This is a genomic window from Pseudomonas sp. PLB05, assembly GCF_021106615.1.
GTDB lineage: Bacteria > Pseudomonadota > Gammaproteobacteria > Pseudomonadales > Pseudomonadaceae > Chryseomonas > Chryseomonas benzopyrenica.
This window is the reverse complement of sequence record NZ_JAJOHO010000003.1, coordinates 245744-265004: the sequence shown is the minus strand read 5'-3', so window position 1 is coordinate 265004 and position 19261 is coordinate 245744. Positions and strand designations below refer to the sequence as shown.

Here is a 19261-nt window from a genome sequence, read left to right as displayed (position 1 = left end):
GACTTTCGTCGGCCCATCCCTTCCACCCGGCGGACGGCCGCTGCTGTCCGCGGCATTTTTCGAGGTTTTTCATGGGGTTCGAACCGGTCAAGCAACGTCGTTTGTCCGACGACATCGTCAAGCACCTGGAAGCGCTGATCGCCGAAGGCTCGCTGCGCCCTGGCGAGCGCCTGCCGGCCGAGCGGGTGCTGGCCGAGCGCTTCGGGGTGTCGCGACCGTCCCTGCGTGAGGCCATCCAGAAACTGGTAGCGCGGGGACTGCTGCTCAGCCGCCAGGGCGGCGGTACCTATGTCACCGAGGCGCTCAACAGTGCCTTCACCGATCCGCTGCTGCCGCTGTTGGAAAGCCGCGAGGAAACCCGGCGCGACCTGCTGGAATTTCGCCATACCCTGGAAAGCGCCTGCGCCTACTACGCTGCGCAACGAGCCACCGAGCCTGATCTCGCGCGACTGACCCTGGCCTGGGAACGACTGGAAGATTGCTATCGGCGGCGCGAGACCCTGGCTCGGGAGGAGGAGGGTGAGGCCGATGCGGCTTTTCACCTGGCCATCGCCGAGGCCAGCCACAACGCCGTCTACCTGCACAGCATTCGCAGCCTGTTCGAACTGCTGCGGCATCACATGGTGACCAATATCGGCGGCATGCAGGCCCAGCGTGGCGAAACCCGCGAGCGCTTGCTGGAACAGCACCGGACGCTCTACCAAGCCATTGTCGCGGGTGAAGCCGAACGCGCGCGCGAGGCAGCGAGCCTGCATCTGGGCTATGTACGAGAGGTGCTGGAAGAGGCGGGAGCCATGGCAGGCCGTCTAGCACGGGCCAAACGGCGCGACGAGCTCTGAAAAAGCTGGCGGAAAAACCTGTAGTGGCACTAAGCTACTACAATAAGTTATCTGTCCGTGGCTAAAGTTTAGCGTTCCAGAGCTGATAACCCGGTCACACCTTCCCGCCTTCGCTGGCGTCTAGACCGGTATCTTCCTGTGGAACACGCCCCTTCCTCGCCTTCGCTCGTCGACTTTATCTTCACCCCTGCATTGCTGGGTGCCTGCGGCACCGGCGCGATCCTGTACGCGGGCGGTGTCACTGCGACCACCCTGGCCCTGAGTGCCACCCAGGTGGTCCTGGCCATGGGCCTGGGCTTCTGGCAGCTGCGTCGCGCTCAGGCACGACAGGTCGAGCGGTCTGCCGGCCAGGCCATCCACCAGAGGCTGGTCAGCGGCCGGGACGAAGCTCTCGAAGCCCTCTGTGTAGCCGTGCTGCCAGTGTGGTCCGAGCAGATCGAAGCCGCGCGCGTCCATACCGAGCAGGAAATCGTCAGTCTGACCAGTCGCTTCGCCGAGCTGGCGGACCGTATCCACAGTGTCGCTGGCAACGATCACGGCAGTGGCGATCGCCTGGTCAGCCTGATGGCCAGCAGCCAGAACCAGTTGGACGGCATCCTGCAATCGCTGCGTGAGGCGCTGTCGAGCAAGGGGGCGTTGCTCACCGAGGTCAACGGCTTGGCCGGCCTGACCGAGCAACTCAAGAGCATGGCCAAGGACGTCGGCGACGTGGCCCGCCAGACCAACCTGCTGGCCCTCAACGCCGCCATCGAAGCCGCGCGTGCCGGTGAAGCCGGGCGCGGTTTCGCCGTGGTCGCCGACGAGGTCCGCAAGCTGTCCACGTTGTCCGGCGACACCGGGCAGAAGATCGGCGAAACCGTGGAAACGGTGAATGGCGCCATCGCCCGCACCCTGGAGCTGTCGCAACGCCACGCCGAGCGCGACACCGGCACCCTGAACCAGTCCGGCGAGACCATCGAACAGGTCATCGGTAGCTTTGGCGGCACCACCCGCGACGTGGTCGAGCGCAGCGATGCTCTGGCCGACAACGCCGCGGCCGTGGGCGGCGCCATCGCCGAGGTGCTGGTCGCCCTGCAGTTCCAGGATCGCGTCAGCCAGATGCTCGGCCACATCCGCGACGACCAGGCCCGCCTCGAGCGCCTGGTGATCGAGCGTCGCGCCCTGGCCGCCAGCGGCCAGCCGCTGCCGCCCCTCGACACCAAGGGCTGGCTCGCCGAGCTGGCCCGTACCTACACCATGGCCGAGCAGGTCGCCGTGCACCACGGCAAGCGACCGGCCGCCGCCGCTGCCGAATCCGATATCACCTTCTTCTAAGGAAAGCTGCCATGAGCAACAAGACCATTCTGATCGTCGACGACTCCATCTCCATCCGCCAGGTAGTGTCCATGACGCTGAAAAGCGCGGGCTACGACGTCATCGAGGGCTGTGACGGTCGCGATGCCCTGACCAAGCTGGACGGTCGCAAGGTGCACCTGATCATCAGCGACGTGAACATGCCCAACATGGACGGCATCACCTTCGTCACCGCGGCCAAGAAGCTGCCCGCGTACAAGTTCACTCCGGTGATCATGCTCACCACCGAATCCGATGCCGCCAAGAAGGCCGCCGGTCAGGCCGCTGGGGCCAAGGCCTGGATGGTCAAGCCGTTCCAGCCCGCACAGATGCTGGCAGCGGTTTCCAAGCTGATCATGCCCTGATAGCCCCGGAGGCTACCCATGAACGACGTCATTCGTACCCGGTTGCCCTTCTCCGGGCCGCTGACCATCTACACCGCGGCGGACAGCAAGCCGCTGCTGATGGAGCCCCTGGCCGCCGGGGGCACCGTGGCGTTGGAGCTGGCCGAAGTCGATGAATTCGACTCCGCCGGTCTGCAGTTGCTGCTGCTGGCCCACCGGGAGGCGCAGCGTCTGGGCGGCAGCCTCGAACTGGTCGACCCCAGCCTCGCCGTCACCGAACTGCTGGAGCTGGCAGGTCTCGCCGACTTCTTTACCGCGGCTGCCGCGGAAGGTGTTGCCGCATGAACATGGACGAGATCCTCAAGACGTTCATCGCCGAGAGCGAGGAGCTGTTGCAGCAGATGGAGGCCGCCCTGCTGCAGATCGAGCAGGCGCCGGATGACGCCGAGCTGATCAACGCCATCTTTCGCGCCGCCCATACCATCAAGGGTTCGGCGGGGCTGTTCGGCCTGGACCATGTGGTGGCCTTCACCCATGTCGCCGAAAGCGTGCTTGATCGCATCCGCAGTGGTGAAATGGCGTTCGACGAGACGCTGTCGGCACTGTTCCTGGAGGTTTGCGACCACCTCAATGGCCTGATTGCTCGGGTGTCGTCCGGCAGCGAGCCGGAGGTCGACTTCCAGGCCGTGGGCGCCGCTCTGGTGCAGCGCCTGGAGCATTATCTGCAGCCGAGCGCCCAGGCGGCCCAGCCGACCGCCGTGGCGCGCGCCCTGGTGACACCGGTGGATGGCGTGGCCGCCGGCCATTGGCACCTGTCGCTGCGCTTCGGCCCGGACATGCTGCGCAATGGCATGGATCCGCTGGCCTTCGTGCGCTACCTCAATACCTTCGGCCGCATCGTCAACATCGTTACCCTGTTCGATGCCATTCCGACCGCCGCCGAGATGGATCCGGAAACCTGCTACCTGGGCTTCGAGGTCGCCTTCGACAGCGACGCCGACAAGGAAACCATCGAGGCGGCCTTCGAATTCGTCCGCGAAGACAGCCAGATCCGCATCCTGCCGCCGCACAGCCGCAGCAGCGACTATTGCCAGCTGATCGACGACCTGCCCGAGGAAGACCTGCGCCTGGGCGAAATCCTGGTGCGCTGCGGCACCCTGACCGCCACCGAGCTGGACGAGGTGCTGCGCCGCCAGGCCGATCCGGCGGTGCCGCGCAAGCCCATCGGCGAGGTCTTGGTCGAGGCCCAACTGGTCAATCCGCCGGTGGTGGACGCGGCCCTGAACAAGCAGCGCAAGATCAAGGAACAGCGGGCGCCAGCCAGCGAAGGCCAACTGATCCGTATCGACGCCACCAAGCTCGACCAGCTCATCGACCTCATTGGCGAACTCATCATCGCCGGTGCCGGCACCCAGCTGATCGCTCAGCAGAGCGGCCTGACCACCCTGGTGGAATCCACCGGGGTGCTGTCGCGCCTGGTCGAGGAGGTGCGGGATACCGCCCTGACCCTGCGCATGGTGCAGATCGGCACCACCTTTAACCGCTTCCAGCGCGTGGTGCGCGACGTCTCCAAGGAAATCGGCAAGGACATCGCCCTGCGCATCAGCGGCGGCGATACCGAGCTGGACAAGACCGTGGTGGAAAAGATCGGCGATCCGCTGACCCACCTGATCCGCAACGCCATGGACCATGGCATCGAATCCGCCGAATTGCGCCTGGCCCGCGGCAAGCCGGCCCAGGGCACCGTGGGCCTCAACGCCTATCACGAGTCGAGCAGCATCGTCATCGAGGTCACCGATGACGGTGGCGGTCTGTCGCGCGAGCGCATTCTGCGCAAGGCGACCGAGCGCGGCCTGATCAGCGAAGGCCAAGTGCTGGGCGACAAGGAGGTGTTCAACCTGATCTTCGAGCCGGGTTTCTCCACCGCCGAGCAGATCAGCAACCTGTCGGGTCGCGGCGTCGGCATGGACGTGGTGAAAAAGAACATCACCGCCCTGCGCGGCAGCGTCGACCTCACCAGCGAGGAGGGCCGGGGCACCACGGTAACGATCCGCCTGCCGCTGACCCTGGCGATCATCGACGGCTTCCTCATCGGCGTTGGCAAGGCCGCCTACGTGGTGCCCCTGGAAGCGGTGGAGGAGTGCATCGAATTGACCGAGGCGGCCAGCGTCCAGGCCAGTGGCAACGATTATCTCGACCTGCGCGGCGAGGTGCTGCCGGTGCTGCGCCTGCGCCAGCTGTTCGCCATCGAGGAAGCGCCGCCGCGGCGCCAGAACGTGGTGGTGGTCCGCTACGCCGGCCAGCGCGCCGGTCTGGTGGTCGATCAGCTGCTCGGTGAATTCCAGACCGTGATCAAGCCTCTCGGTCCGTTGTTCGACCACAACCGCAGCCTGGGCGGCTTCACCATCCTCGGCAGCGGCGCCGTGGCGCTGATCCTCAGCGTGCCCGGGCTGATCGGCGAGGCTTCGTCCACCACCGTCTCCGCCCACGCCGCCGTACCGGTCTGATCGACAAGGAAATCGAATCCATGACCGTTACCAAGCGCATGTCCCTGCTGGTCCTGTCCGCCCTGTTGGGCATCATCCTGCTCGCGGGTATCGCCTACCAGCAGTTGAGCCAGGTGTACGACCGCGGCAATTACGGCAACGACAACACCGTACCGTCGATCCTGGGCATCGATGCCATCGATGCCCATTCGGCCGACATCATCACCGGCATCTACCGCCACCTGGCCGCGGACGGCGACGTCGCCACGCGCGAGGCCGAGAAGGAACTGACCGAGGCCCAGCAACTGACCGAAAAGGCGCTCAAGGACTATGAGCCGCTGATCTCCGACGAAGCCGATCGGCGCATGCTGCAGGACGATCGCCAGGCCATCGTGGCCCTGAACGATCTGGTGGCAACGGTGTTGCCTCTGTCGCGGGCGAGCCAGGACGAGGACGTCAAACGCATCCTCGGCGAGCAGCGCAAGGTGATCGACCATGTCGGCGATGCCCTCGATGCGCACCGCAGTTACAACCAGAAGCTCGGCAGCGAGCAGGCGCAGGTCGCCGGCCGTACCATGAGCCAGGCCACCGTCCTCTCCATCGGCATCGCCTTGGTGACCCTGCTGGCCGTCGGCCTGCTCGGTTTCTTCATTACCCGCAACCTGCTGCGCCAGCTGGGCGGCGAACCGGCCGAGGTGGCCAAGGTCGCCAACCGCACGGCCGCGGGCGACCTGCCCGACGATCTGCAGCTGCGCGCTGGCGACGATTCCAGCCTGATGGCCGCCATGCAGCGCATGGTGCGGACCCTGCGCGGCCTGGTGCAGGAGATGACCACCATGGCCGCCGAGCATGATCGCGGCGAGACGGACGCGCGCCTGCCGCAGGAGCGATTCCAGGGGGCCTTCCGCAACGTCGCCGAAGGCGTCAATGCCATGGCCGCCGGTCACCTGGAGGATTCCCACAAGGCCATGGCCTGCGTGAAGAGCTTTGGCGAAGGCGATCTGGCGGCCGAGCTGGAACGTTTCCCCGGCAAGAAGGCGGTGATCAACGACAACCTCGAACAGGTGCGCAGCAACATCCAGCGCCTGGTCGCGGAAATGGTGCAGCTGTCCGAGGCCTATGATCGCGGCGCGACGGACGCCCGCATTCCGGTGGAGCGTTTCCTGGGTACCTTCCGCTGCATGGCCGAAGGCGTCAATGCCATGGTCGCCGGGCACCTGGAGGATTCGCGCAAGGCCATGGCCTGTGTGAAGAGCTTTGGTGAAGGCGACCTGTCGGTGCCGCTGGAACGCTTCCCTGGGCAGAAGGCAGTGATCAACGACAACCTCGAACAGGTGCGCGGCAACATCCAGCGCCTGGTCGAAGACGCCGCCCAGCTGAGCCAGGCGGCCATGGCCGGGCGTCTCGATAGCCGTGCCGACGCCAGTGCCCACCAGGGCGACTTCCGCCGTATCGTCGCCGGCATCAACGGCACCCTGGACGCCATCGTCGCCCCGGTCAACGAGGCCATGGGCGTGATGGCCGGTCTGGCCCAGGGTGACCTGAGCCGTACCGTCCAGGGCGTCTACCAGGGCCAGCTGCTGGAGTTGAAGAATTCCATCAACGGCACCGTCGCCAAGCTGAACCAGATCATCGGCGACGTACGGCTGTCGGCCGATGCCCTGGCCAGTGCCTCGGAAGAGATCTCCGCCACCGCCCAGAGCATGAGCCAGGCCAGTACCGAACAGGCTGCCTCGGTGGAAGAGACCAGTGCCAGCATCGAACAGATGTCGGCCTCCATCGCCCAGAACACCGAGAACGCCAAGGTCACCGACGGCATGGCCGGCAAGGCCGCGCGGGAAGCGGGTGAGGGTGGTGAAGCGGTACGCGATACCACGGTGGCGATGAAGACCATTGCCGACAAGATCGGCATCGTCGACGCCATCGCCTACCAGACCAATCTGCTGGCGCTCAACGCGGCCATCGAAGCGGCCCGCGCCGGCGAGCACGGCAAGGGTTTCGCGGTGGTGGCGGCCGAGGTGCGCAAGCTGGCCGAGCGCAGCCAGGTCGCGGCCCAGGAGATCGGCGACGTGGCCAAGAACAGCGTGGCCCTGGCGGAGCGGGCCGGCACCCTGCTGGACCAGATCGTGCCCTCCATCGGCAAGACCTCGGATCTGGTGCAGGAGATCGCTGCGGCCAGCGAAGAGCAGAGCAGTGGGGTAAGTCAGATCAACGGGGCTATGCTGCAGTTGAATCAGCTGACTCAGCAGAACGCCTCGGCCTCGGAAGAGCTGGCGGCCACTGCCGAGGAAATGAGCGGCCAGGCCGAGCAACTGCAGCGGCTGATGGGCTTCTTCCACACCGGCGAAGGCCGCGTCGTGCAGGACCTGGATCGAGCGCTGGAAGCCACACGGCCAAGGACGGCGCGGGTCCCCGGCAAGGCCTTGCGTAATGACACTTCGGGCGTACCTGAAGGCTATGCCCCCTTCGACATCTGACCCCTTATCCAACGGCCACCTGCAGGTGGCCTTTTTGAGACTACCGACATGACTGTCATCAAGAAAATGCTGCTGCTGGTGCTGTCCGCGCTATTGGGCATCATTGTGCTGGCCGGCACCGGCCAATACGAAATCGACCAGGTGTTCCAGGCCGCCAACTATGGCAACGACAACACCGTGCCCAGTTTGAAGGCGCTCGGCGAGATCAACGATAGCCGCTCCGACTACGTGGTAGGCATCTATCGTCACGTGCTGGCGACCAGCAGCGAAGCCATGACCACCGCCGAGCAGGACCTGGCCGCGGCCAAGGAGCGCGTCGGCCAGAACCTCGGCAAGTACGATGCGTTGGTTTCGGATGATCGCGATCGCACACTGCTGGCAACCGATCAGGCTGCCTTCAATGCCCTGTTCAGCCTGGGCGAGCAGGTCATTGCCCTGTCGCGGCAGAATCGCAACGACGACGCCCAGAACCTGATGCGCAGCCGTACCGACGTGATGCTCGCCATCAACAAGGCCCTCGACGAGCACGTCAGTTACAACCAGACCCTGGCGCAGCAGGGCGTGCAAGTCGCCCAGAAGACCAAGGTCGAGGCCACCTGGCTGGCCTTGTCCATCGCCCTCGCGACCCTGCTGGCCGTTGCCCTGCTGGGTTTCTTCATCACTCGCAATCTGCTGCGTCAGTTGGGTGGTGAGCCCTCCGTGGTCGCCACCTTGGCCGGCCGCGTGGCTGCAGGCGATCTGCCCGACGACATCAAGCTGCGGGGCGACGACAAGACCAGCCTGATGGCGGCCATGCAGAACATGGTTACCACCCTGCGCGGGCTGATCACCGAAATGACCAGCATGTCGACTGCCCATGACCGCGGCGAAACCGTGGTCCGCATTCCGGCGGACCGTTTCCAGGGTGCCTATCGCAGCATGGCCGAAGGCGTCAACGGCATGGTTGCCGGTCATCTCAGTGATTCCGCCAAGGCCATGGCTTGCGTCAAGAGCTTTGGCGAAGGCGATCTGTCGGTGCCGCTGGAGCGCTTCCCCGGCCAGAAGGCGGTGATCAACGACAACCTCGAGCAGGTGCGCGGCAATATCCAGCGTCTGGTCGAGGACGCCAACCAGCTCAGCCAGGCGGCCATGGCCGGACGTCTCGATACCCGTGCCGATGCCAGCGCCCACCAGGGCGATTTCCGCCGCATCGTCGCCGGCATCAACGGCACCCTCGACGCCATCGTCGCCCCGGTCAACGAAGCCATGGGCGTCATGGCCGGCCTCGCCCAGGGTGATCTGAGCCGCACCGTGCGCGGTGACTACCAGGGCCAGCTGCTGGAGCTCAAGGAATCGATCAACGGCACCGTCGGCAAACTGAATCAGATCATCGGCGACGTGCGCCTGTCGGCCGATGCCCTGGCCAGTGCCTCGGAAGAAATTTCCGCCACTGCCCAGAGCATGAGCCAGGCCAGTACCGAACAGGCCGCCTCGGTGGAAGAGACCAGTGCCAGCATCGAACAGATGTCGGCCTCCATCGCCCAGAACACCGAGAACGCCAAGGTCACCGACGGCATGGCCGGCAAGGCCGCGCGGGAAGCGGGTGAGGGTGGTGAAGCGGTACGCGATACCACGGTGGCGATGAAGACCATCGCCGACAAGATCGGCATCGTCGACGCCATCGCCTACCAGACCAATCTGCTGGCGCTCAACGCGGCCATCGAAGCGGCCCGCGCCGGCGAGCACGGCAAGGGCTTCGCAGTGGTGGCGGCCGAGGTGCGCAAGCTGGCCGAGCGCAGCCAGGTCGCGGCCCAGGAGATCGGCGACGTGGCCAAGAACAGCGTAGCCCTGGCGGAGCGGGCCGGCACCCTGCTGGACCAGATCGTGCCCTCCATCGGCAAGACCTCGGATCTGGTGCAGGAGATCGCTGCGGCCAGCGAAGAGCAGAGCAGTGGGGTAAGTCAGATCAACGGGGCTATGCTGCAGTTGAATCAGCTGACTCAGCAGAACGCCTCGGCCTCGGAAGAGCTGGCGGCCACTGCCGAGGAAATGAGCGGCCAGGCCGAGCAACTGCAGCAGCTGATGGGCTTCTTCCACACCGGTGAAGGCCGTGCGGTACAGGACCTGGAACGGGCCATGGAGCGGGCTCGGCCAGCCGCTCCGCGCAGTCCGCAAGTCGCCGTCCGTTCCCAGTCCGCCGCCGGTGGTCGCCTGCCGGAAGGCTACGTACGTTTCTCGGAGTAACCCATGAACGCCCTGACGATCTCCGATCTAGAGCAAGACACCCTGGGTCACCAGCACCTGACCTTTGTCGTGCAGGAAGAGACCTATGCGGTGGATACCCTGGCCGTGCGCGAGATTCTCGAATTCGGCCAGCTCACCCAGGTTCCGCGGATGCCGGCGTGCATCCGCGGCGTCATCAACCTGCGCGGGGCGGTGGTGCCGGTGATCGATCTTGAGGCACGCTTCGGCGGTAGTCCGACCCAGGTAGGGCCACGGACCTGCGTCGTCATCCTGGAGGTGCCCACGGGCGATGACCTACAGGTGCTTGGCGTGGTCGTCGATGCGGTCAGCGAGGTGCTGGAGATCGCCCCCGGCGACATCCGCCCGGCGCCCAGCTTCGGTAGTCGCCTGCGCCCGGACTTCATCGCCGGCATGGTCAAGTCTGGCAGCGGTTTCGTCGTCGTCCTCGATGTCCCGCGGGTGCTGGATATCGAAGAGCTGGCCGGCTTGGCCGCGCGCAGTACCAGCTGAGCGCCGCCGTTGCCTGGACAGGAGGCTCGCCTTCGTTGCCGGGCTGGCCCGACCGCTGTCGTCGTCTTCCCAGCCACCGGCGGTGGCTGTTCCCCCTCTCCCAGGTCCGGGCCTGGTCCCTTGAGCGACGGCGAAAGGGCAGGGCGTCGCCATTCATCCGGTGCCGCAGCGGTCGCGGCACGCTCCCCTGAGCAGCACGGGTAGCCCTGAGGTTCCGGCCGGCGGATGAAGCGCGGCCCAGAGGCGACGCGTGGTACGTCCCGAACCTTCGACCCGCTAAAGAAGAGCCGGGACAGGCCGAAGAACTGGACAGTGATCCCAAGGATGCAATCCCATGCTGAACAAGATGCGTGTTTCGACCAAATTGATGCTGGGCTTCGGCGCCGCCATCCTCATGCTACTGCTGACCATCGGCGTGGCGCTGCTGAACATGGGGACGATGAGGGAAGCCGCTGACTCCATGTCGCAGTATCGCTTTCCCATGACGGTGCAGGCCAACACCCTGGCCCGCAACACCCTGGATTCCGGCCGCCAGATGCGTAACCTGCTGCTGCAGGACGGCGCTGACCAGCGTGCCAAGACCCTCGACGAGATCAAGCGCATTCGGGGCGAGAACGGCGACATCCTCACCGACCTGGGCAAGAAGATCCAGAGCGACGAAGGCAAGCAGAAGCTCAAGGCCGTGCTGGAAAGCCGCCAGCGCCTGCAGGACAAGTACAGCGAATTCTTCCGCCTGCTGGACGTTGACCATGGGCAGGCGCGTGACTATCTGCTCAACGTCTTCGCCCCCAACAACAATGAGCTGGTCACCGCGGTCAATCAGCTCAATGACTTCCAGGCCCAGCGCATGATCGAGTCCGGCGAAGCCGCGACCGGCGCCTATGTGGACGCCCGCAACCTGATGATCGTCCTGGGTGCCGTGGCGCTGCTGATGTCGGTCGCCATGGGCTACCTGATCGCCCGCAGCCTCATCCGCCAGCTGGGCGGCGAGCCGGCCTATGCCGCCGATGTGGTCAGTCGGGTCGCCCGCGGCGATCTGAGCGTCGTGGTGGAGACCCGCGAGGGCGATACCACCAGCATGCTGGCGGCCATCCGCGGCATGACCGAACGCCTCGGGCAGATCATCGGCGAGGTACGCGGCAACGCCGATTCCCTGGCCAGTGCCTCCGAAGAGGTCTCGGCCACCGCCCAGAGCATGAGCCAGGCCAGCACCGAGCAGGCTGCCTCGGTCGAAGAGACCAGCGCCAGCATCGAGCAGATGTCGGCCTCCATCGCCCAGAACACCGAGAACGCCCGGGTCACCGACGGCATGGCCGGCAAGGCCGCGCGGGAAGCGGGCGAGGGTGGTGAAGCGGTGCGCGATACCCTGGTGGCGATGAAGACCATCGCCGACAAGATCGGCATCGTCGACGCCATCGCCTACCAGACCAACTTGCTGGCGCTCAACGCCGCCATCGAAGCGGCCCGCGCCGGCGAGCACGGCAAGGGCTTCGCGGTGGTGGCGGCCGAGGTGCGCAAGCTGGCCGAACGCAGCCAGGTCGCGGCCCAGGAAATCGGTGAGGTCGCCAAGAACAGCGTGGCCCTGGCCGAGCGCGCCGGCACCCTGCTCAGCGAGATGGTCCCCTCGATCAACAAGACCTCGGATCTGGTGCAGGAGATCACCGCTGCTTCCGAAGAGCAGAGTGCCGGGGTCGATCAGATCAACAGCGCCATGCTGCAACTGAGCCAGCTCACCCAGCAGAACGCCTCGGCGTCGGAAGAATTGGCGGCCACCTCCGAGGAGATGAGCGGCCAGGCCGAGCAACTGCAGCAGCTGATGGAATTCTTCACCCTGAACAATGCCCTGCCGGGCGTCAACGCGGGTCTGTCCCCGAATACCGGCTCGAGCCAGGGCAAGGCCAAGCGCAAGGCATCCGCCTTCCGCTCCGCACCTGTGACCGTTACCACCCGGGGCAAGGCGCCGGTCGGCTTCGCCCACTTCGAGGAGAGTGTCTGATGAGTACTGCTGAGCTGCCCCGGCAGTTTCTTACCTTCCAGCTGGGCGGCGACATGTACGCGGTGGGTACCGGCTGCGTGCGCGAGATCATCGAGTATGGCGCGGTGACCAGCGTACCCATGCTGCCGCCATCGATCCGCGGGGTGATCAACCTGCGCGGCGCCGCGGTACCGGTGATGGACCTCGGCGTGCGTTTTCATGGCCAGCCCACCGAGGTGACCCGGCGCAGCTGCATCGTGGTGCTGGAGGTGCAGGGCGGGCAGCGCACCCAGGTGCTGGGGGTGGTGGTGGATGCCGTCAGCGAGGTGCTGGAAATCGGCGCGGATGCCATCGAGCCGGCGCCGGATTTCGGCGCCCGGGTGCGCACCGATTTCATCCTCGGCATGGCCAAGCAGGGCGACGGCTTCGTCATCCTGCTCAACATCGAGCGCGTGCTCGGTGAGGACGACTACCAGCAGCTCGCTGCCATTCCGGCTGCCTGAGCATGAGCGTGTCCGAGGCCCTCGCACTCACCGATGCCGAGTTCCAGCAATTCCGCTCCCTCATCTTCAAGGTCGCGGGCATCAGCATGTCCGATGCCAAGAAGCCGCTGGTGGGCGGACGGCTGGCAAAGCGCATCCGCCTGCGCCAGCTGGCCAGCTACGGCGCCTACTTCCGCTTGATCCAGCAGGATCGGGGGGAGTTCCAGATGGCGGTGGACCTGCTCACCACCAACGAGACCTATTTCTTCCGCGAGCCCAAGCACTTCGACTTCCTGCGCACCCAGGTGCTGCCGAATTGGAAGAGCAGCTTGCCGTTTCGCCTGTGGAGCGGTGCCTGTTCCTCCGGCGAAGAGCCCTACACCCTGGCCATGACCCTGGCCGAAGGTCTCGGTGACAAGCCCTGGGAGATGCTCGCCTCCGATCTCAGCACCCGGGTGCTGGAAAAGGCGCGCCTCGGGCAGTACCCGCTGGAGGAGGCCGAAGGCATTCCCGCAGCCCTGCTGCGGCGGTACTGCTTCAAGGGCGTGGGTGACAACGCCGGCATCTTCCTGGTCGATCCGGCACTGGCGGCGCGCATCTCCTTCATGCAGATCAACCTCAATACCCGGTTGCCGGAGGTGGGCAAATTCGACGTCATCTTTCTGCGTAACGTGATGATCTATTTCGATCTGCCCACCAAGCGCCAGGTCGTCGAACGGCTGGTCCGCCATCTGCGTCCGGGTGGCTATTTCTTCATCAGCCATTCGGAAACCCTCAATGGCGTGACCGAGGCCTTGCGCATGGTGTCGCCTTCCATCTATCAGCGGCCGATCTGAGCACCGTGGCGGTGGGCGAACGCTTCCTCACCCCCGGCGACTGGTATTTCGGTCGTGGCGATCTGCAACTGCGGACGGTACTGGGCTCTTGCGTGTCCTTCGTCTTCTGGCACCCGGGTGATCGGTTGGGGGGCATGACCCACTCCCTGCTGCCCAGTCGGCTGGGTGGCGCCAAGACCACCCGGCGCGACGGTCATTACATCGACGATGCCCTCTATCTGATCCTCAGGGCCATGGCGCGCCACGGCAGCGATCCACGCGGGTATCGCATTCACCTCTATGGCGGTGGCTCCATGTTCCCCGGAGTGCCGAGCACGCCGGCGGCGTCCATCGGGCAGCGCAACGTAGAGGCCGCGCGCGCCTTGCTGGCCGCCTATGGTCTAAGGTGCGACAAGACCCATGTCGAAGGCATCGGGCACCGCAAGTTGATCCTCGATCTGCGCACGGGCGCTGTCTCTCTCCAGCAGGCGACCCTGAGCGCAAATCCCTCCTCTCCGGACTACCCCTAATGAATAAGATCAAGGTTCTCATCGTCGACGATTCAGCCGTGGTGCGTCAGGTGCTGGCACAGAGCCTGGCCCTGGATCCGGGCATCGAGGTGGTCGGCGTAGCGGCCGATCCGGTGTTCGCCATGGACAAGATGCGCAAGCAATGGCCGGACGTCCTGGTGCTGGACGTGGAGATGCCGCGCATGGACGGCATCACCTTTCTCAAGAAGCTGATGTCCGAGCGGCCGACCCCGGTGGTGATCTGCTCCACCCTCACCGAGAAGGGTGCTGCTACCACCCTGCAGGCCATGGCGGCCGGCGCGGTTAGCATCGTCACCAAGCCCCAGGCCAATCTCAAGCAATTCCTCCAGGGCTCGACCGAGGACCTGGTGCATGCCATCAAGGCGGCAGCCCGCGCCAATCTCAAGCGCCTGGCGCCGCGGGCGGCGCCCGTGGTGGCAGCGCCCAAGCTCAGCGCCGATGTCATCCTACCCGCCGGTGGCACGGCCATGGCCCGGACCACCGAGCGGCTGGTGGCGCTGGGCACCTCCACCGGGGGTACCCAGGCGCTGGAAGCCGTGCTCACCTCCCTGCCGCGGGTCTGTCCCGGCATCGTCGTCGTGCAGCATATGCCCGAGCGTTTCACCGCCGCCTTCGCCGAGCGCCTGGATCGCCTCTGCGACCTTGAGGTCCGCGAAGCGCGGCACGGTGATCGCGTCACCCCGGGACGGGTGCTCATCGCCCCAGGTGGCCGGCACATGCTGCTCAAGCGCAGTGGTGCCCAGTACCACGTGGACGTGGTCGACGGCCCGCCGGTGAGCCGCCACCGACCTTCGGTGGACGTACTGTTCCGGTCGGTGGCGCGGGCGGCCGGCAGCAACGCCCTCGGCATCATCATGACCGGCATGGGCGACGACGGCGCCCGTGGCCTCAAGGAACTACGCGAAGCCGGCGGCCGTACCCTCGGCCAGGACGAAGACAGCTGCGTGGTCTACGGCATGCCCAAGGAGGCCATGAAACTCGGCGCCGTGGAGCAGGAAATCGGTCTCAACCAGATCGCCGCCGCCATCCTCAAAGGTGGGGTCTAGACGAACTTGCGGGGCAGTCCGGACTCCAAGCGCGAGCACGCGAGGAGAGCCCCATGTTCGACATCTGCCAATGGATCAATGAACCCGAGACCTGGCTGGCCGAGCCCGAGCGGCTCCGGGTCATCACTGATCGCCACAGTGACTTCTGGCGCCAGACCCACGACGGCGCCGAGCGCCACAGTGGTCACTTCTTCGGCGCCCGGGTTACCAGCGGCTTCACCGCGCAGGTGCGGGTCGTGGCGCGCTGCAAGAACCAGGGTGACCATGCCGGGCTGATGGTGCGGATCGACGAGCAGCAGTGGTTGCGCGCTGGCATCGGCTACTTCGACGACACGCCGCAACTGCTCAGCGTCCTGACCCAGGGCCGTTCGGATCTTGCCGTGGGCGCACCGCTGGGCGAGCGGGAAGAGGTGTGGCTGAGGGTCACCCTGGCCCAGGGTAGCCTGCGGGTGCAGGCCTCGCTGGACGGTCAGCGCTGGCCGCTGCTGCGCCTGGCCAGCTTGCCAGCCGCCGCGGAATACCGGGTCGGCCCGGTCTGTGGCACCCCAGAGCGGGGCGGCATGGAAGTGGCGTTCAGCGAGTTCAGTCTGCAAGCCCCGCTGCAACGCGGCCTGGCCGATCTGAGTTGAGGTAGTGTTGATAAGCTATGTTTTACGATCTAGCGAGCTAGAGCCAAACAAGGCAAAAACGCCTGAGGAAGCGGAGTTTACAAATGGTAAATGAGCATTCCGAAGGCGTTTTTAACGCAGTTAGGCCGACGCGCAGCAGATCGTGGCTGAACATCAGCCGACGGTGACGGGGGGCAGTTCGACCTGCTGCACCTGCACCGCCTTGCGCGGCGCGACCACCTTGGCGACGCCGTCGACGACCTTGTCGCCGTGTTGGTTGAACACGCGGGTGGCCAGGTTCACGCGAAACTTCGGCAGCTTTTCCAGCACCTCGATTTCCACCGTCAGGGTATCGCCCAGCTTGACCGGCTTTTCGAAGGTCATGGTCTGGTCGACATAAAGAGTGCCTGGGCCCGGCAGGTTGCAGGCCACTGCGGCGCTGATCAGGGCGCCACTGAGCATGCCGTGGGCGATGGGCTCGCGAAACAGCGTCTTGGCGGCGAAGTCGGCATCCAGGTGCAACGGGTTGCAGTCCCCGGAGAGGGCGGCGAACAGCAGCACGTCGCGCTGCTCGATGGTGCGGGTCACGGTCACCTTCTGGCCGATCTCGAGGGCTTCATAAGGGATGTTTTCGGTCAGGCTCATGAGGCGCTCCGGCAGCTGTGACAAGGCGGCAGACGCCGCGAAGCCGGGCATTCTACCCAGGCTGGTCGTCTGAGGCTAATCGACGCCCGGAAAAGCCGACAGAGAAGGTGACCATAAATGACTTTATGGTCATTAGGTGACGTTAAGGGCGGATATTGATGCTGTTGCGGGCAGGGCAAAGCTGCTAGGCTCGCAGGGCCGGTTCAGCGCTGATCACGGCACGCCAACGAACAATAACCATAGAGCGGGAGCGGGCTGCATGATGCCGAATTTCTGGAGTGACAAATATCCCGAGGGCATCCAGACAGACATAGACCTGGACCGTTATCGCAACGTCCTGGCGGTATTCCGCGAGGCCTGCCAGACCTACGCCGAGCGCCCGGCGTTCAGCAATCTCGGGCGGACGCTGAGCTACCGCGAACTCTATGAGCTGTCCGGTCAGTTCGCTGCCTACCTGCAGAAGCACACCGACCTGCAACCCGGCGATCGCATCGCCGTGCAGATGCCCAATGTGCTGCAGTACCCGGTGGTAGTCTTTGGCGCCATGCGCGCCGGCCTGGTGGTGGTCAACACCAACCCGCTGTACACCGCCCGTGAGATGCAGCACCAGTTCAAGGATTCCGGCGCTCGGGCGCTGGTGTGCCTGGCTAACATGGCGCACCTGGCCGAACAGGTGCTGCCGCAGACCGACATCCGGCACGTCATCATCACCGAGGTCGGCGACCTGCTGCCGACCTTCAAGCGCCTGCTGGTGAACGCCGTGGTCCGCCACGTCAAGAAGATGGTGCCGGCCTATCGTATCCCCCATGCCATCCGCTTCGTCGATGCCATGACCAAGGGCGAGCACGTCGATTTCGTCGAGGCCGATCCGGCGGCGGAGGATGTCGCCGTGCTGCAGTACACCGGTGGTACTACCGGCATCGCCAAGGGCGCCATGCTGACCCACCGCAACCTGGTGGCCAACATGCTGCAGTGCCAGGTGCTGATGACCAAGTACCTGGGCGGCGGTGCCCAGGTGATGATCGCGCCGCTGCCGCTCTACCACATCTATGCCTTCACCATTCACTGCATGGCCATGCTGATCCAAGGTAACCACAACGTCCTGATCACCAATCCCCGCGACCTGCCCGCGCTGGTCAAGGAACTCAGGCAGTGGCGCTTCAACGGCTTCGTTGGTCTCAACACCCTGTTCGCCGCCCTGTGCAACAGCGAGGAGTTCCGCCAGCTGGATTTCTCCCAGCTCAAGGTGACCTTCTCCGGTGGCATGGCGCTGCAGCAGTCCGTGGCCTTGCGCTGGGAAGAGGTCACCGGCTGCGGCATCTGCGAAGGCTACGGCATGACCGAGACCAGTCCCGTGGTGAGCTTCAATCCGCTGGAGCGTCGCCGGCTGGGCACTATTGGCGTACCGGTACCAGGTACCGACTGCAAGGTGGTGGATGCCGATGGCGTGGCCCTGGGCTTCGACACCCCCGGTGAACTGTGCGTCAAGGGGCCTCAGGTGATGAAGGGCTACTGGCTGCGCCCCGAGGCCACCGCCGAAGTCCTGGACGCCGAAGGCTGGCTGCGCACCGGCGATATCGCCGTCATCGAACCCGATGGCTATCTGCGCATCGTCGATCGCAAGAAGGACATGATCCTGGTGTCCGGTTTCAACGTCTATCCCAACGAACTGGAAGAGGTGCTCTCCCAGTTACCCGGGGTGCTGCAGTGCGCGGCCATCGGCATCCCCGACGAGGTGGCAGGGGAGAAGATCAAGGTGTTCGTGGTGCCCAAGCCGGGTGCATCCCTGACCACCGAGCAGGTGCTCAAGCACATGCATGACAACGTCACCGGCTACAAGCGACCCAAGCTGGTGGAATTCCGCGACAGCCTGCCGACCACCAACGTCGGCAAGATCCTGCGCCGCGAACTGCGTGACGCCGAACTCAAGAAGGCGTAACAGGGCTTCACCATGTCCCCCGCGCCGCTACCTCTCGTCGACTGGTAGCGGTGCCGCCGGTCTCCAAGCATGGTTTTCGCAAGAGGTTCGGGTATAAACCGCAGGCGGCATTTTGCCGTCATCTCTTCGACCTCTCTCCTTGAGGACACACCATGCGAATTTGCGTACGCCAGGCCTTGCTGGGCCTCTTCCTGCTGGGCTCCAGCATGCTCGGCCAGGTCCAGGCGGGTGAACCCATCCGCGTCCTGTTCGTGGGCAACAGCTATACCTTCGTCAACGATCTGCCGGCGATGGTCCGTCAAATGTCCGTCGAGGCCGGTCAACCCCGCCCGCTGGACGTCAAGCATGTGACCTTCAGCGGCGCCAGCCTCGAGGAACACTGGAAGCGCCACGACGTGCAGGACGAGCTGGCCAAGGCCAACTACGACTACGTGGTGATCCAGGATCACAGCATGATGCCGGTGAAGAATCCGGACCTCACCCGTCGGTACGTCCGCCTGATCGCCGATCTGGCGCGCAAGGACGGCGCCCAGCCGATCCTTTACCTGACCTGGGCACGGCAGAACAACCCGACCATGCAGGCGCAGCTGGACAGCGTCTACACCCCCCTGGCCAAGGAAACCGGCGCGCTGCTGGCCCCGGTGGGCCAGGCCTGGCAGAAGGCCCTGGCCGATCAGCCGCAGCCGGGGCTGTTCCTGCCCGACGGCAGCCACCCGTCCTTTACTGGCACCTACCTGACCGCTTCGGTGTTCTATGCGCTGATCTACGGCACCCGTCCGCCGCTGCCGGCCGCCGGCGAGAAGATCAAGTTCGATCATGCCGATCCGGCCGATCTGCAGCAGGATGCCTGGAAGGCGCTGCAATCCCTCGACATGGCGCTGCGCACGCCGCCGGCCGGGTTGAACATGGCCAGTGTCCAGGCCAAGCGTTGATCCTGCGCTAGTCCTGCGCGACGTCCGTCGCGCAGGATCCGCTTTCCGGGCGGTTTT

16 protein-coding genes and 2 pseudogenes are annotated in these 19261 nt (G+C 65.3%); 17 read left to right on the top strand and 1 reads right to left on the bottom strand.

Annotated features, from left to right (window positions below; translation table 11 throughout):
- Positions 1-71: 71 nt before the first annotated feature.
- The 15 genes and pseudogenes from LRS53_RS13960 to LRS53_RS13895 all read left to right on the top strand — a co-directional run bounded on the left by LRS53_RS13960 (position 72) and on the right by LRS53_RS13895 (position 15709).
- On the top strand, positions 72-839 hold the full coding sequence (locus tag LRS53_RS13960; protein ID WP_231356318.1) for an FCD domain-containing protein: 768 nt from the start codon (positions 72-74) through the stop codon (positions 837-839).
- 285 nt (positions 840-1124) lie between these two features.
- Complete coding sequence (locus LRS53_RS13955; protein ID WP_442968526.1) at positions 1125-2153, top strand: methyl-accepting chemotaxis protein; 1029 nt, start codon at positions 1125-1127, stop codon at positions 2151-2153.
- Between the two features lie 11 nt (positions 2154-2164).
- A complete protein-coding gene (locus tag LRS53_RS13950) occupies positions 2165-2536 on the top strand; it encodes a response regulator (RefSeq protein ID WP_007162125.1) in 372 nt (123 codons plus the stop codon).
- An 18-nt stretch (positions 2537-2554) separates the two neighbouring features.
- Positions 2555-2860 (top strand): STAS domain-containing protein, encoded by a 306-nt coding sequence (locus tag LRS53_RS13945; protein WP_231356317.1) that lies wholly within the window; start codon positions 2555-2557, stop codon positions 2858-2860.
- Positions 2857-5022: a chemotaxis protein CheA gene (locus LRS53_RS13940; RefSeq protein WP_231356316.1), complete on the top strand. Its 2166-nt coding sequence runs from the start codon at positions 2857-2859 to the stop codon at positions 5020-5022. Before LRS53_RS13945 ends, LRS53_RS13940 begins: the two co-directional genes overlap by 4 nt.
- A 20-nt stretch (positions 5023-5042) precedes the next feature.
- A pseudogene (locus LRS53_RS23970) lies at positions 5043-5543 on the top strand (MCP four helix bundle domain-containing protein); the annotation flags it as partial.
- 177 nt (positions 5544-5720) lie between these two features.
- Positions 5721-7478 (top strand): annotated as a pseudogene (locus tag LRS53_RS13935) (methyl-accepting chemotaxis protein); the annotation flags it as partial.
- Positions 7479-7526: 48 nt separating this feature from the next.
- Positions 7527-9701, top strand: coding sequence for a HAMP domain-containing methyl-accepting chemotaxis protein (locus LRS53_RS13930; protein ID WP_231356314.1), 2175 nt, complete (start codon positions 7527-7529; stop codon positions 9699-9701).
- Positions 9702-9704: 3 nt separating this feature from the next.
- Positions 9705-10211 (top strand): chemotaxis protein CheW, encoded by a 507-nt coding sequence (locus tag LRS53_RS13925; RefSeq protein ID WP_017642755.1) that lies wholly within the window; start codon positions 9705-9707, stop codon positions 10209-10211.
- Between the two features lie 334 nt (positions 10212-10545).
- Entirely contained in the window at positions 10546-12207 is a 1662-nt protein-coding gene (locus tag LRS53_RS13920) for a methyl-accepting chemotaxis protein (protein ID WP_231356313.1), read from the top strand.
- Positions 12207-12689, top strand: a complete 483-nt coding sequence (locus LRS53_RS13915) for a chemotaxis protein CheW (RefSeq protein ID WP_231356312.1) — start codon at positions 12207-12209, stop codon at positions 12687-12689. Before LRS53_RS13920 ends, LRS53_RS13915 begins: the two co-directional genes overlap by 1 nt.
- A 2-nt stretch (positions 12690-12691) precedes the next feature.
- The gene (locus LRS53_RS13910; RefSeq protein ID WP_231356311.1) at positions 12692-13504 is read left to right on the top strand and encodes a CheR family methyltransferase; all 813 of its coding nucleotides are present in this window, start codon (positions 12692-12694) and stop codon (positions 13502-13504) included.
- An 11-nt stretch (positions 13505-13515) separates the two neighbouring features.
- On the top strand, positions 13516-14013 hold the full coding sequence (locus LRS53_RS13905) for a chemotaxis protein CheD (protein ID WP_231356310.1): 498 nt from the start codon (positions 13516-13518) through the stop codon (positions 14011-14013).
- Positions 14013-15080, top strand: coding sequence for a protein-glutamate methylesterase/protein-glutamine glutaminase (locus LRS53_RS13900; RefSeq protein WP_231356309.1), 1068 nt, complete (start codon positions 14013-14015; stop codon positions 15078-15080). The genes LRS53_RS13905 and LRS53_RS13900 overlap by 1 nt, the downstream gene beginning before the upstream one ends.
- 53 nt (positions 15081-15133) lie before the next feature.
- On the top strand, positions 15134-15709 hold the full coding sequence (locus LRS53_RS13895) for a DUF1349 domain-containing protein (protein WP_231356308.1): 576 nt from the start codon (positions 15134-15136) through the stop codon (positions 15707-15709).
- Positions 15710-15862: 153 nt separating this feature from the next.
- Here the strand turns inward: LRS53_RS13895 and LRS53_RS13890 are convergent, their stop codons facing one another.
- Positions 15863-16333, bottom strand: a complete 471-nt coding sequence (locus LRS53_RS13890) for a MaoC family dehydratase (protein ID WP_017642763.1) — start codon at positions 16331-16333, stop codon at positions 15863-15865.
- 259 nt (positions 16334-16592) lie between these two features.
- Here LRS53_RS13890 and LRS53_RS13885 point away from each other — a divergent pair, with 259 nt between their 5' ends.
- Together LRS53_RS13885 and LRS53_RS13880 are read left to right on the top strand one after the other, a co-directional pair.
- Complete coding sequence (locus tag LRS53_RS13885) at positions 16593-18272, top strand: long-chain fatty acid--CoA ligase (RefSeq protein WP_231356307.1); 1680 nt, start codon at positions 16593-16595, stop codon at positions 18270-18272.
- 152 nt (positions 18273-18424) lie between these two features.
- Entirely contained in the window at positions 18425-19204 is a 780-nt protein-coding gene (locus LRS53_RS13880) for an SGNH/GDSL hydrolase family protein (RefSeq protein ID WP_064307172.1), read from the top strand.
- Positions 19205-19261 lie beyond the last annotated feature (57 nt).

What these genes read in the sequence shown, in the direction of transcription:
- LRS53_RS13950 (WP_007162125.1), top strand. Translation starts at nt 2,165, where the DNA reads ATGAGCAACAAGACCATTCTGATCGTCGACGACTCCATCTCCATCCGC.
- LRS53_RS13880 (WP_064307172.1), top strand. Translation starts at nt 18,425, where the DNA reads ATGCGAATTTGCGTACGCCAGGCCTTGCTGGGCCTCTTCCTGCTGGGC.
- LRS53_RS13930 (WP_231356314.1), top strand. Translation starts at nt 7,527, where the DNA reads ATGACTGTCATCAAGAAAATGCTGCTGCTGGTGCTGTCCGCGCTATTG.
- LRS53_RS13955 (WP_442968526.1), top strand. Translation starts at nt 1,125, where the DNA reads ATGGGCCTGGGCTTCTGGCAGCTGCGTCGCGCTCAGGCACGACAGGTC.
- LRS53_RS13895 (WP_231356308.1), top strand. Translation starts at nt 15,134, where the DNA reads ATGTTCGACATCTGCCAATGGATCAATGAACCCGAGACCTGGCTGGCC.
- LRS53_RS13960 (WP_231356318.1), top strand. Translation starts at nt 72, where the DNA reads ATGGGGTTCGAACCGGTCAAGCAACGTCGTTTGTCCGACGACATCGTC.
- LRS53_RS13900 (WP_231356309.1), top strand. Translation starts at nt 14,013, where the DNA reads ATGAATAAGATCAAGGTTCTCATCGTCGACGATTCAGCCGTGGTGCGT.
- LRS53_RS13940 (WP_231356316.1), top strand. Translation starts at nt 2,857, where the DNA reads ATGAACATGGACGAGATCCTCAAGACGTTCATCGCCGAGAGCGAGGAG.
- LRS53_RS13925 (WP_017642755.1), top strand. Translation starts at nt 9,705, where the DNA reads ATGAACGCCCTGACGATCTCCGATCTAGAGCAAGACACCCTGGGTCAC.
- LRS53_RS13920 (WP_231356313.1), top strand. Translation starts at nt 10,546, where the DNA reads ATGCTGAACAAGATGCGTGTTTCGACCAAATTGATGCTGGGCTTCGGC.
- LRS53_RS13910 (WP_231356311.1), top strand. Translation starts at nt 12,692, where the DNA reads ATGAGCGTGTCCGAGGCCCTCGCACTCACCGATGCCGAGTTCCAGCAA.
- LRS53_RS13945 (WP_231356317.1), top strand. Translation starts at nt 2,555, where the DNA reads ATGAACGACGTCATTCGTACCCGGTTGCCCTTCTCCGGGCCGCTGACC.
- LRS53_RS13885 (WP_231356307.1), top strand. Translation starts at nt 16,593, where the DNA reads ATGATGCCGAATTTCTGGAGTGACAAATATCCCGAGGGCATCCAGACA.
- LRS53_RS13915 (WP_231356312.1), top strand. Translation starts at nt 12,207, where the DNA reads ATGAGTACTGCTGAGCTGCCCCGGCAGTTTCTTACCTTCCAGCTGGGC.
- LRS53_RS13890 (WP_017642763.1), bottom strand. Translation starts at nt 16,333, where the DNA reads ATGAGCCTGACCGAAAACATCCCTTATGAAGCCCTCGAGATCGGCCAG.